Raw genomic sequence first — 12,608 nt, forward strand, 5'->3', positions numbered from 1 at the left:
ATGGGCAATACCTTTGAGGTTGGGCTTGCTCGCGATAGCGGTGTGTCAGCCAACATTTTTATCGAGTGATAAATCGTGATCGCGAGCAGGCTCGCTCCTACAGGGTTTTGGGTTGTTCGGTTGTAATAAAAACGCCCCGATTGTGTCGGGGCGTTTTTTGTAGCGCGGCGCGGTTATTTCTCGGCGCGTTCTTTCAAGGCTTTCAGGGTATTGAACGGAGCATCGACCACAAACTTGTTGGCAACCATCGACGGCACGCTGCCGCCCGGATTCGTGTGCACCTGATACGTCACTTCGACTTGATCGCCTTTTGGCACGAACTTCCAGAAGCCGTCGACTTCCTGAACGCGGACAAAACCTTTTTCTTCAGGAATGTACTTCGGCGCGCCTTCAAGTTTGCGCGTCAGGCTGCCATCGGCGCCTTCGACGGTGGTGACGTGCAATACCGAATCACGCGGGGTGACCGGCCACGGCGTATTGAATTGGGTGTAGGTCCAGCTCTGATCACCTTCGTGCTTGAGCAACTTCTGCGCCTTGCACTCGTGAATCCACGAACAGGCGCCCGCCACGTCTTCCTGCAACGCGCGCAACTTGGCGATGGTGGTCTTCATCAACGTCACGCCCTGATAGGCCTTGAAATCGGAACCCGCCACTTCACTCAGGGAAACCTTGATGCCGTCCTGGTCTTTCGCGACTTTCCATTCTTCAGCCTGCGCAGCCGAAGTGGCCAGCGCTACCGTCAAACCACACAGCACAGCTATACGATGCAGCGAACCCATAGTGTTATTCCTTATTGTTGAAGTTCCATTCTTGAACACATCACGCGGCGGTCATTTGCTCCCACCAGCCGAGCAGGCGGATCGCTTCTTCGCTGCTGCTGCCGCAAACCTCGGCGTCGGCCGAGAAAGCCGAGCACACCGCCGGGCGTTCAGCCTGGCCGAAAATGTTGCACAGGTTTTCGACAGACAGTTGCACGCAACGTTCTCCCGCAGGTTTGCCTTGCGGCATTCCGGGAATCGGTGAACTGATGGAAGGGGCAATGCAACAGGCGCCACAGCCTTCGCGGCATTTCATGACGACAACAACCTCGCAACGGGTGATGTGTAAAAGGGACGGGACACAGAGTAACCGCTAAAACGACTGTTTCAAATTGCTACGGGCGCCGTTTGTGCACTCAAGCGAACGTGACCGAGCAGTCTCCGACGAAGTGTCTGGCCTGCGGCTTACAGATGGCGCTGATTAGCGCTTGAACTCGAATTCGAGTGCTGCGCCATCCACGTCCCGGCGCTCTTCGTTGCGCAATTGCAGCTGCATTTCATTGCTGATCAAACGGCCATTGAGCTGGAAGTCACTGGTCTTGTCGCCGAACATTTGCGGCAACACACCGTCATGTTTCGGCAACGGCACAGTGCCGGCAGGCTTGAGGTCTTCGACCATGTGTTGCGGCAGGCTCAGGTCGAGATCGGCGGGCGGCAACTTGGTGGTCTTGACCACTTCACGCGCCGATTTGGACTTGGAAGCAATCGGCGCACGCTTTTTCACCGGCGCGGCTTTCTTCTTGGCTGGGGCGGCTTTTTTCGCCACGGCAGGTTTCTTTGGCGCTTGCTCAGTACTGCTGGCGGCGGGCTTATCCTGGACGGCAGCCGCCGTCGCAGCCAGCGGAACCGCAGTCGTCACGAGGAAAATCGACAGCCAGGCAACAGAAAAAATCGTTTTCATGGACCCAACGGCACTAACGGCAGAGGGCCATATGCTCGCGCGTTGAGCGCCACATGACAAGCGCGGACAGCTATTCAACTGTCCGTTTGATCAAAAACTGCTGGCCGTTTCCTGACACAGTTGCGTTGCGAGCAAGCCCAACGTCATCAATGCGCGCTCGGCCTCGCGGTTCCACGCGGTGCCGCAATTGAGGCGGATGCAGTGATTGAATTGCTCGGTGTTACTGAAGATCAGCCCCGGTGCAATGCTGATGCCTTGTTGCAACGCACGCACGTGCAGTTCCTGAGTATTGACCCGCCCCGGCAGGCTCACCCACAAAATAAAGCCACCGGTAGGTCGGCTCATTTGCGTGCCTTCAGGGAAGTATTGCTGCACCGCCAATTGGAACGCGCTGAGGTTTTTCCGGTATTCCTGGCGGATGTAGCGCAAATGCCGGTCGTATCCACCGTTCTCCAGGTACGCGGCGATGCCCATTTGCGTGACGCTGCACGCCGAATGGGTGCTGAAGGTCTGCAAACGTTGGATCTCTTGCTGGTACTTGCCGGCAATCATCCAGCCGATGCGCACGCCCGGCGACAGGGTTTTCGAGAAGCTTGAGCAATAGATCACTCGATCCAGCCGGTCGTAAGCCTTGAGCGCTTTGGTGCGGCCCTGCTCGAACATCAGTTCGCCGTAGATATCGTCTTCAACGATCTGGATATCGAAGTCCGACGCCAGCCGCAGCAATTGTTTCTGGCGTTCCTCGGGCATGGTTCCGCCCAGCGGATTGCTCAGGCGCGTGGTCAGCACCAACGCTTTGATCGACCACTGATTGGCCGCCAGTTGCAAGGCTTCCAGGCTCATGCCGGTGGCGGGATCGCTGGGGATTTCGATGACTTTGAGGCCGAGCAGGTCAGCCAGTTGCAGCAAACCGTAATAAGTCGGCGACTCGGCAGCGATCAAATCTCCGGGGCGGGTCAGCACGCGCAATGACATCTGCAAGGCATCGACGCAGCCGTGGGTGATCACCACTTCCGACGGATCGACCACCACGCCAGCGTCGCGCATGCGAATCGCCACTTGCCGACGCAGCGGCTCAAAACCGGGACTGAACATGTAACTGAAGGCGCGCGGGCTATGGAATCGAGTGACTTTGGCCAACTGCTGATGCAGCGCGCGGACCGGCAGGTAATCGACACTCGGCACCGCCGCGCCCAGCGGAAACACGCCTTCGCGCCGAGATTCGACCAGCACTTGTTGAATGATGCTGCTGCGCGTGACCAGCCCCGGGCGTTCGACCCGCGCGATGTCCGGGGTCGGCGCGGTCAGGGCCGGCGTCTGGTGAACGTAGTAACCGGATTGCGGCCGGGCGCGGATCAGGCCCTGATCTTCGAGGTTGGCGTACGCCTGCAACACCGTCGCGTGGCTGACGTTGAGCTGCGAACTCATCTTGCGCACCGAAGGCACGCGCTCCCCCGGTTGATAGACACCACGGCGGATGTCCTCGGCCAGTTGCTGAGCAATACGTTGGTAGAGCAAGAGATTGGTCATGACGCAGCACTCGATTTCACGGGCATTTTATTCTTGTGCGAAACAATACCGGAACAGTTTAGAAGTGTACGGGGACAGTTGCCACAATAGACGACGGTACAGTGCAGTGTCAGCAAAATCTGTACTGCTTTGCGAAGCGATTCACAGGCATAAAAAAACCCGGCGCGGTGCCGGGTTTCATTGGAGATTGCCTTAGCGGGCAGCGCCGAGCTGACCTTTTTCGTCGGAGAAAACAATTTCCACCCGACGATTCTGCGCGCGACCCCGTTCGGAGGCGTTGGCGTCTACCGGGTATTCATCGCCGTAACCTTCGACCTGAATGCGTTTATCGTCAATGCCCAGGTCCATCAACACATCAGCCACCGACTGCGCACGGTCGCGCGACAGTTTGAGGTTTTCCTGCTTGCCGCCGGTGCTGTCGGTGTAGCCCTCGATGCGCACCACGCGTTTCGGGTTGAGCTGGAGGAACTGCACAATCTTCAACACCACGCGGTTGGCCGAACTCTTCAACTCCGCTTCGCCGGTATCGAACAGCACGTCGCCCAGCGTCATCACCAAACCGCGCTCGGTTTGAGTAGTCGCCAGCGCGACGATCTGTTCTTCGAGCCATTTACCCTGCTGCTGCACACTGAGCAGTTTGGATTCGCGCAACGCCAGTTGCAGGCGTTGGCGTTCCAGTTCGAGCTTGGCGGCTTGTTCTTCGTTGAGCACCTGATTGGTGTGCTCTCGGGCGATTTCGCTGTAGCGCCGACTCAAGTAGGCGTAATGCACCACGTCCGAACCGCTGCCCCAATAGCTGGACAGGCGATCGGCGCGGGCCAGGGATTCGCCGGCGCGGATCACGTCTTTCGGCGCGATGCGCAGCACGTTCGAGTCTTCCTTGACCTTCTGGAAATCGACGCTGGCCTCTTGAATGGCCGACTCGCTGTGTTGCCCGGCGCAGCCGTACAGGCTGACGCAACCGACGATGATCAGGCCGCCGATGGCGGTTTTTCCGATGGCGAGGCTCATTTGGCATCTCCCAGTTGCTTGCGCAGGCGAGTGATGCGGGTATTGAGGACGTTCAACTGCTCCTGGCTCTTGAGGGTCAGGACCCGGGCTTCGGCGAGGCGCGCATCCAGCTCGGCTTGTTCGGCGCGCATGCGGGCGTGCTTGTAGGACTGGTCGGTCATGTCGCCTTGAGCGCGGGCAAATTTGTCTTCGGCCAGTTTCATCTCCGGCACTTCATCGGCAGTGGCGCCAACGGCCTTGGCTTGTACCAGTGCCTGCTCGGTCAGGCGAATCTGTTCATTCGGCGCCGGATCGGCTGCACAACCCGCCAGAGCCAGAACGGCCAGGGCAGCGAAAAGAGGTCGAATACTCACTAAAAATCCCTACTTTTTTTGGGGTACTGGCGGGGTGCTCGGGGGTTGCTGCTGTTGCTGCGCTTTCCAACGCTCGATATTGCGTTGCAGCGCGGTCTCCGCCAGACCGGACGCGGGCAATTCTGTCATCTTTTTCGCCAGCTGTCCGCGCAACCACGGATCGTTGCAAGCCGAGTTATGCGAAACCGCGAGGTACAGGCCCGGGCGGTCGACGGGTTGCTCAAACGCCAGCAAGTCGTTGCCCATGGCCAATGCCTGCGCGGCCGCCATACCCGAGTAACGGCCGGCGAGTACATATTCCACCTCGCCAAGGAGCAATTTCTGCAAGGCCTGGGTCAGGTTTGGAGTACGCGTGAGGGTCAATTGCTGCTCGGCGAAAGTGCCGAATCCGCCGGTCATTCGAGACTTTTCCGACACCGCGCCGGGGTGTCCCTGCAGGTCTTTGGCTTCGCTGTAGACCAGCGTCGAGCCTTTGCGCGTCCACACCAGGTAGTCGTTTTCCAGCAGCGGCGGATGGATGTAGTCCAGGCTTTCCAGTTCGCTGAGGGTCAACGGTGCGTCGATGAGCATGTCCATGCGCCCACTGCGCACCTCGTCCAACGCCTGCGAGCGTTTGCCGGCATAGAGCAGGTCAACCTTGATGCCCAGCTCCGCCGCCACTTGCTGCAGCAGATCGGCATTGGCGCCGATCAGTTTTTTCGGATTTTGCGGGTCTTGCCACAGGTACGGCGGCGCATCCGGGCTGCCGGTGACAACGAGGCGCTCGCACTTGCCGGCCGCGCTCGCGAACGCTGGCGCCAGCGTCAGGCCCAGCAATAAAGACCAGCCATACAGGCGGCGCAGATCCATGGCGAAGCTCTCCCACTCAAATCCGAATCAAAAAAAAAGCCCGACCATAAGGTCGGGCTCTTTATAAGTGAAGCCGCTGGATTAGACCAGCTTCTCCAACTCGGGGATTGCTTCGAACAGGTCAGCGACCAGGCCGTAATCGGCCACCTGGAAGATCGGCGCTTCTTCGTCTTTGTTGATCGCAACGATCACTTTGGAGTCTTTCATGCCGGCCAGGTGCTGGATCGCGCCGGAGATACCGACCGCGATGTACAGCTGTGGCGCAACGATTTTGCCGGTCTGGCCGACCTGCATATCGTTGGGTACAAAACCTGCGTCGACTGCCGCGCGGGAAGCGCCAACAGCAGCGCCCAGCTTGTCGGCCAGCGCGTACAGGTGTTTGAAGTTGTCGCCGTTCTGCATGCCGCGACCGCCGGAAACGACGATTTTGGCAGCGGTCAGTTCCGGACGATCGGACTTGGCCAGTTCTTCGCCAACGAAGCTCGAGATCGCAGCATCGTGAGCAGCGCCAACGGCTTCAACAGCCGCCGAACCACCTTCAGCGGCAACCGGGTCGAAACCGGTGGCGCGCACGGTGATCACTTTGATCGCAGCGTTCGATTGCACGGTAGCGATGGCGTTACCGGCGTAGATCGGGCGCTTGAAGGTGTCAGCGCTTTCGACCGAGATGATCTCGGAGATCTGGTCAACGTCCAGCTGAGCGGCAACGCGCGGCAGGATGTTTTTGCCGTTGGAGGTCGCGGCAGCCAGGATGTGGCTGTAGCCGGATGCCAACTCTGCAACCAGCGGCGCAACGTTTTCCGGCAGCTGATGCGCGTAAGCGGCGTTGTCAGCGTTCAGGACTTTGCTCACGCCAGCGATTTTCGCAGCGGCTTCAGCCACGGCGCCAGCGCCTTGACCGGCGACCAGCACGTGGATGTCACCACCGATTTTGACGGCAGCAGCGACGGTGTTCAGCGTGGCCGGGGCCAGCACTTTGTTGTCGTGTTCAGCAATAACCAAGATAGTCATTTAGATTACCTTCGCTTCGTTCTTGAGTTTTTCAACCAGTTCAGCCACCGACTTGACCTTGATACCCGCGCTGCGTGCAGCAGGCGCTTCGACTTTGACGGTCTTGTTGGTGGAGGCGGTGGAAACGCCCAAAGCGTCCGGAGTCAGCACTTCGAGAGGCTTCTTCTTGGCTTTCATGATGTTTGGCAGGGACGCGTAACGCGGCTCGTTCAAACGCAGGTCGGTGGTGACGATGGCCGGCAGTTTCAGGGAAACTGTCTGCGCGCCGCCGTCGATTTCGCGAGTTACGGCAACGCTGTCGCCCGACACTTCGACTTTCGAAGCGAAGGTGCCTTGGCCGTAGCCGCTCAATGCAGCGAGCATCTGGCCAGTCTGGTTGTTGTCGCTGTCGATCGCTTGTTTGCCAAGGATCACCAGCTGTGGCTGTTCCTTGTCGACAACGGCTTTCAACAGTTTGGCAACGGCCAGGGAAGTCAGATCTTCAGCGGATTCGACGAGGATGGCGCGGTCGGCACCCAGAGCCAGCGCGGTGCGCAGTTGCTCTTGAGCGGTGGACGGGCCGATGGAGACGACGACGATTTCAGTCGCAACACCTTTCTCTTTCAGGCGTACGGCTTCTTCCACTGCGATTTCGCAGAACGGGTTCATCGACATCTTCACGTTGGCGAGGTCGACGCCGGAATTGTCCGCCTTGACGCGAACCTTGACGTTGTAATCAACAACGCGTTTGACAGCTACAAGAACCTTCATGGATTCCTCGTTACTCTCCGGTGAAAAGAAAGTCGCCTAGGCGAACCTGGCGGTTGATGCTCGTGGGCGCAAGGGCACCTCTAAAAACGCTGGCATCCGAACGGGGTGACACGGCTCGCTTTGCTGATGACCGTTCGTCAGTGGTGACTGACGAGTCATACAATCTCGCGGCGTGTAAACTGCGCGCCAAATCATCGTTGCGCATCACCTTGTACTGCCATCGCCCTGTCTTTAGAGGTGCTCTTGAAACCAACAGTCAGCCTACGGCGAGCGCAAAACCGCCCGTATCTTGACCGGAACGCCTATTCCGGTCAATACGGCAAAATGGCCAGTCATAAGCCGCGTGACTTTGATTTCTCTGGCTTCGAGCCGATTCAAACAAACGTTTGTATTGGACGCTAGGAGTGGTGTAGATATAATGCGCCACCTAGAGAGAAAGGTGGTTCATCGATTGTCCTTTTCCAGCCTTGCGCCGGAGTTCCTGGATACGACGCCAAACCTCCAATTAGAAAAAAAACTGTTGAGCCTTGAGTAGGAGATAGCCTGTGGAACGCGAATACATGGAATTCGACGTGGTCATCGTCGGTGCCGGCCCCGCTGGTCTTTCCGCCGCCTGCCGCTTGAAGCAGAAGGCCGCCGAAGCCGGTAAGGAAATCAGCGTCTGCGTGGTCGAAAAAGGCTCCGAAGTCGGTGCTCACATCCTGTCTGGTGCGGTGTTCGAACCGCGCGCCCTGAACGAATTGTTCCCGGACTGGAAAGAACTCGGCGCACCGCTGAACACGCCAGTCACCCGCGACGACATTTTCGTTCTGAAGAACGCCGACAGCGCGCAGAAAATCCCCGACCTCTTTGTGCCCAAGACCATGCACAACGAAGGCAACTACATCATCTCCCTGGGCAACCTGTGCCGCTGGCTCGCTCAGCAGGCCGAGAACCTCGGCGTGGAAATTTACCCGGGCTTCGCTGCGCAGGAAGCCCTGTTCGACGAGAACGGCGTGGTTCGCGGGATCATCACTGGCGACCTCGGCGTTGACCGTGAGGGTCATCCGAAAGAAGGCCTGTACACCCCGGGCATGGAATTGCGTGGCAAGTACACGTTGTTCGCCGAAGGTTGCCGTGGCCACATCGGCAAGCAGCTGATCAAGCGCTTCAACCTCGACAGCGATGCCGACGCCCAGCACTACGGCATCGGCCTGAAAGAAATCTGGGAAATCGATCCGGCCAAGCATCAGCCAGGCCTGGTGGTGCACACCGCCGGTTGGCCGCTGGACATCATGGGTTCCGAGAACACCGGTGGCTCCTTCCTTTATCACCTGGAAAACAATCAGGTGGTGGTCGGCCTGATCGTCGATCTGTCCTACAGCAACACGTACCTGTCGCCGTTCGACGAATTCCAGCGCCTCAAGCATCACCCGGTGCTCAAGCAATACCTGGAAGGTGGCAAGCGCATCAGCTACGGCGCTCGCGCAATCTGCAAGGGCGGCCTCAATTCGCTGCCGAAAATGATCTTCAAGGGCGGCGCGCTGATCGGTTGCGATCTGGGCACGCTGAACTTTGCCAAGATCAAGGGCAGCCACACCGCGATGAAGTCCGGTATGCTCGCCGCTGAATCGGTTGCCGAGGCGCTGTTCGCCGAGAAGGATGGCACCGAAGAGCTGACTACTTACGTCGACGCGTTCAAGAAGAGCTGGCTCTACGACGAACTGTTCGCCAGCCGCAACTTCGGCCCGGCGATCCACAAGTTCGGCGCGATTGTCGGCGGTGGTTTCAACTGGCTCGACCAGAACATCTTCGGCGGCAAACTGCCGTTCACCTTGCACGACAACAAGCCGGATTACGCATGCCTCAAGCTCGCCGCCGACTGCAAGAAGATCGACTACCCGAAACCGGACGGCAAACTCAGCTTCGACAAACTCAGCTCGGTGTTCATCTCCGGTACCAACCATGAAGAAGAACAACCTTGCCACTTGAAGCTGACCGACCCGAGCATCCCGATCAGCAAAAACCTGCCGCTGTACGATGAGCCCGCCCAGCGTTACTGCCCGGCCGGCGTGTACGAAGTGGTGACCAAGGAAGACGGCGAGAAGCGCTTCCAGATCAACGCCCAGAACTGTGTTCACTGCAAGACCTGCGACATCAAGGACCCTGCACAGAACATCACCTGGGTAGCACCGGAAGGCTCCGGCGGCCCGACTTACCCGAACATGTAAGCGCGACGTCTGAACATCAAGGCTCCCGGAATGGGGGCCTTTTTGTTGTGCGCGATTAACTTCACACCGCAATCCCCCTGTAGGAGTGAGCCTGCTCGCGATAGCAATCCATCGCTAAATATCAATGCAGGCTGACCCACCGCGATCGCGAGCAGGCTCACTCCTACAGGGTTTGACGATTCATCAGGCAGCGCGCTCATCGCCGGGGCTGCGCTCGAAGTAGCGCTTATATTCGCGACTGAATTGCGACGTACTCTGATACCCGACCCGATGCGCCACTTGCGCCACGCCCAAGCCCTCCGAGAGCAATAACTGCTGCGCTTTGAGCAAGCGCAATCGCTTCAGGTACTGCACCGGCGACAACAACGTGCTGCGCTTGAAATGCTCGTGAAACGTCGAAGCACTCATGTTCGCGCAACTGGCCAGCGTCTCGACATTCAACGGCTCGGTGAAATGCCCGTGCAAATGGTTGAGCGACGCCGCGATCCGCGCGAACTGCCCCTGCTGCTCCACCAGCGCCCGCAGCACATCGGCCTGCGGACCGCGCAACGCGACGAACAGCAATTCCCGCAGCCGCGCCTGGCCCATGATCCGGGATTCCAGAGGATCGTGCAGGCAGCGCAACAACCGCTCCGCGCAACCGCGCATCTCGTCATCGAGCACCGCCGAGGTCATCGACTCCAGCGTCTGCACCGCGATGTTGCGCCCCGGCATCAAGCCCATCGCCAGCACCAATTCGCCGAGCAACACGCGGTCGATCGCGATTGAAAGGCCCAGCATCGGCCCTTCGGCGGCGGCAAACGTCTCGCACTCGAACGGCACCGGCAACGCCTGAATCAAGTAATGCCCGGCGCCATATTCGAGGGTGCGCGGGCCTAGGTAGGCCAATTTGCTGCCCTGAACGATGATCACCAGGCTCGGCTCGTAGATTTGCGGACCACGCGCGACGTCGCGACTGGCGCGCAATACCTGCACGCCGGGCAATAACGTCGGCGCGAAGCCGTCGCGGGTGGTGAGCGGCTGCAGAAGTGATACCAACGTGGCGTTGGCGTCGAGATGGCGGGTCAACAGCATGGGCAAGTCTTCACACAAAAGTTGCAGATTTCGGGATGAAAGCATCATCGCAGGTCTGTCGCGTTATGCGACCAATCAAAGGCGCATGCCGGAGGATTAGGCATGACACCCGGAGGAATCGTCATGGCTGATAACCGCCTCGCCCCGCAAAATGGCACGCCTCAACTGTCACTGCTTTTGCGAGGTTTTGCATGTACACCGCTATCGGATACGCCGCCCAGTCGGCTACCACTCCCCTCGCCCCGGTCAAATTCGAACGCCGCAGCCCTCGGGCCGACGACGTTGCCATCGACATTCTGTACTGCGGCGTCTGCCACTCCGACATTCACCAGGCGCGCAACGAGTGGGGCATTGCCGTTTACCCACTGATGCCCGGCCACGAGATCGTAGGCAAAGTTACCGCCGTCGGTGCGAACGTGACCAAACACAAAATCGGCGATCTGGTTGGCGTCGGTTGCATGGTCGATTCCTGCCGCAGCTGCGAAGCCTGCCAGGCTGATCTCGAGCAATATTGCCTCGAAGGTCCGACCATGACTTACGCCACGCCGGACCGCGTCGATGGCAGCAACACCATGGGCGGTTACTCCGACAGCATCGTCGTCAGCGAGCATTTCGTGGTGCGCATCCCGGAAAAACTCGACCTGGCCAGCGCCGCGCCGATCCTCTGCGCCGGCATCACCACCTACTCGCCGCTCAAGCACTACGGCGTCAAGGCTGGCGACAAAGTCGGGATTCTCGGCATGGGCGGCCTCGGCCACATGGGCATCAAATTCGCCAAAGCGATGGGCGCCGAAGTCACCCTGTTCACCCGTTCGGCGAGCAAGGCTGAGGAAGGTCGTCGCCAAGGCGCGGACCACGTGATCGTGTCCACCGATGCTGAACAGATGAAGGCTGCCGCAGGGCATTTCGACTTCCTGCTGGACACCATTCCGGTGCAGCACGACCTCAATCCGTACCTCGATACCCTGCGTTTCGACGGTGTGCACATTCTGGTTGGCTTGATCGAACCGGTTGATCCACCGGTCCACGCCGGCAAACTGGTGATGAGCCGCCGCGTGCTCGCCGGTTCGCTGATCGGTGGCGTCGCCGAAACCCAGGAAGTGCTGGATTTCTGCGCCGAGCACAACATCACCTGCGACATCGAAATGCTCGACATCCATCAGATCAACGAAGCGTTCACCCGCATGATTGCCGGTGATGTGAAATACCGATTCGTGATCGACATGGCGACGCTCAAAGTCTGATCAAACTGTAGCGTCTCAGACTTTCAAACCAAGCTCCGCTGATAGCCGGGCTGTGACCCCTTTGATCAGGGGAATCAGCTCGGCCATTTTTTCCAGCGGCATGTACGGCACGGTGCTGGCGATGCTGATCCCGGCAACAATGCGTTTGCTGGCATCCCGAATCGGCGCCGCGACACAGCGGATCGACGGCTCGTTGTCCTCCAGGTCGAAGGCGTAACCGCCCGCCACGTACTCAATCATGCGCTGCTGAAACTGCTCCCAGGATTGCTCGGGGTGCAGCGGCCAGAACTGATTTTTCCCACCCGCCGGCAGGCTCACTTCGTACAGACGTTTCCAGTCTTGCTGCGAATCATCGAGCATCAACGCCTTGCCGATCCCGGTGCGCGCCAACGGCATGCGATGGCCAACCCGCGAACGCATTTCCGGGCCATTGCGCCCCGGATTCTTGTGCAGATACAGCACCTCGTCGCCCTCGCGAATCGCCAGGTGCACGGTGTCACCAGTCAACGCCGACAACTCATCCAGATACGGCCCGGCCAACGTCACCAGCGGCAATTCCTCGCGCGCCTGGAAACCCAGTTCGATCAACTTCGGCCCCAGCAGATAACCGATTTGCGGCACCACCCGCAGGTAACGTTCGTCCACCAGGCAACTGGCGAGGCGATGCGTGGTACTGCGCGTGGTGCCGATCAGCCGGGCAATTTCCTTGAGATCGCGCGCGCCACTGGCCACAGCCTGAACCACACCCAAACCACGAAGCAGAGTCTGGGTGCCGGTCGGCGCGGCGTCCTTGGCGATTTTTGGGGCGTCTTCCTGCATATCCAGCCTTTACCGTTGAGCGAGTGAACGGGCGGCAT

13 protein-coding genes are annotated in these 12,608 nt (G+C 59.2%); 2 read left to right on the top strand and 11 right to left on the bottom strand.

What is annotated here, in order from left to right; translation table 11 throughout:
- Nucleotides 1-173 precede the first annotated feature (173 nt).
- The 9 genes from FBY12_RS24145 to FBY12_RS24185 all read right to left on the bottom strand — a co-directional run bounded on the left by FBY12_RS24145 (nucleotide 174) and on the right by FBY12_RS24185 (nucleotide 7,223).
- Nucleotides 174-779 carry an START domain-containing protein gene (locus tag FBY12_RS24145; RefSeq protein ID WP_145256539.1) on the bottom strand — a complete coding sequence of 202 codons (606 nt, stop codon included), beginning with the start codon at nucleotides 777-779 and terminating at the stop codon, nucleotides 174-176.
- Between the two features lie 40 nt (nucleotides 780-819).
- Entirely contained in the window at nucleotides 820-1,074 is a 255-nt protein-coding gene (locus FBY12_RS24150; RefSeq protein WP_092279344.1) for a YkgJ family cysteine cluster protein, read from the bottom strand.
- A 165-nt stretch (nucleotides 1,075-1,239) separates the two neighbouring features.
- Nucleotides 1,240-1,719, bottom strand: a complete 480-nt coding sequence (locus FBY12_RS24155; protein ID WP_145256542.1) for a translation initiation factor 2 — start codon at nucleotides 1,717-1,719, stop codon at nucleotides 1,240-1,242.
- A 90-nt stretch (nucleotides 1,720-1,809) separates the two neighbouring features.
- Nucleotides 1,810-3,249 carry a PLP-dependent aminotransferase family protein gene (locus tag FBY12_RS24160; protein WP_121732045.1) on the bottom strand — a complete coding sequence of 480 codons (1,440 nt, stop codon included), beginning with the start codon at nucleotides 3,247-3,249 and terminating at the stop codon, nucleotides 1,810-1,812.
- A 192-nt stretch (nucleotides 3,250-3,441) separates the two neighbouring features.
- Nucleotides 3,442-4,260 (bottom strand): OmpA family protein, encoded by an 819-nt coding sequence (locus tag FBY12_RS24165; protein WP_121732044.1) that lies wholly within the window; start codon nucleotides 4,258-4,260, stop codon nucleotides 3,442-3,444.
- The gene (locus tag FBY12_RS24170; protein WP_121732043.1) at nucleotides 4,257-4,613 is read right to left on the bottom strand and encodes a DUF4398 domain-containing protein; all 357 of its coding nucleotides are present in this window, start codon (nucleotides 4,611-4,613) and stop codon (nucleotides 4,257-4,259) included. The genes FBY12_RS24165 and FBY12_RS24170 overlap by 4 nt, the downstream gene beginning before the upstream one ends.
- A 9-nt stretch (nucleotides 4,614-4,622) precedes the next feature.
- The gene (locus tag FBY12_RS24175; RefSeq protein ID WP_145256545.1) at nucleotides 4,623-5,462 is read right to left on the bottom strand and encodes an ABC transporter substrate-binding protein; all 840 of its coding nucleotides are present in this window, start codon (nucleotides 5,460-5,462) and stop codon (nucleotides 4,623-4,625) included.
- Nucleotides 5,463-5,543: 81 nt separating this feature from the next.
- Entirely contained in the window at nucleotides 5,544-6,473 is a 930-nt protein-coding gene (locus FBY12_RS24180) for an electron transfer flavoprotein subunit alpha/FixB family protein (RefSeq protein WP_145256548.1), read from the bottom strand.
- Nucleotides 6,474-7,223 carry an electron transfer flavoprotein subunit beta/FixA family protein gene (locus FBY12_RS24185; protein WP_007942046.1) on the bottom strand — a complete coding sequence of 250 codons (750 nt, stop codon included), beginning with the start codon at nucleotides 7,221-7,223 and terminating at the stop codon, nucleotides 6,474-6,476. It lies immediately after the preceding gene.
- 545 nt (nucleotides 7,224-7,768) lie between these two features.
- Between FBY12_RS24185 and FBY12_RS24190 the strand changes: the two genes are divergently transcribed.
- A complete protein-coding gene (locus FBY12_RS24190) occupies nucleotides 7,769-9,433 on the top strand; it encodes an electron transfer flavoprotein-ubiquinone oxidoreductase (RefSeq protein ID WP_145256551.1) in 1,665 nt (554 codons plus the stop codon).
- 183 nt (nucleotides 9,434-9,616) lie between these two features.
- On the opposite strand, the gene FBY12_RS24200 is transcribed toward FBY12_RS24190, so the two are convergent.
- Nucleotides 9,617-10,507 carry an AraC family transcriptional regulator gene (locus FBY12_RS24200; protein WP_121732035.1) on the bottom strand — a complete coding sequence of 297 codons (891 nt, stop codon included), beginning with the start codon at nucleotides 10,505-10,507 and terminating at the stop codon, nucleotides 9,617-9,619.
- A 191-nt stretch (nucleotides 10,508-10,698) separates the two neighbouring features.
- Between FBY12_RS24200 and FBY12_RS24205 the strand changes: the two genes are divergently transcribed.
- Complete coding sequence (locus FBY12_RS24205; RefSeq protein WP_145256557.1) at nucleotides 10,699-11,751, top strand: NAD(P)-dependent alcohol dehydrogenase; 1,053 nt, start codon at nucleotides 10,699-10,701, stop codon at nucleotides 11,749-11,751.
- A gap of 15 nt (nucleotides 11,752-11,766) precedes the next feature.
- On the opposite strand, the gene FBY12_RS24210 is transcribed toward FBY12_RS24205, so the two are convergent.
- On the bottom strand, nucleotides 11,767-12,570 hold the full coding sequence (locus tag FBY12_RS24210; RefSeq protein ID WP_145256560.1) for an IclR family transcriptional regulator: 804 nt from the start codon (nucleotides 12,568-12,570) through the stop codon (nucleotides 11,767-11,769).
- Between the last annotated feature and the right edge of the window lie 38 nt (nucleotides 12,571-12,608).

This window comes from Pseudomonas sp. SJZ131 (assembly GCF_007828705.1).
Lineage (GTDB): Bacteria > Pseudomonadota > Gammaproteobacteria > Pseudomonadales > Pseudomonadaceae > Aquipseudomonas > Aquipseudomonas prosekii.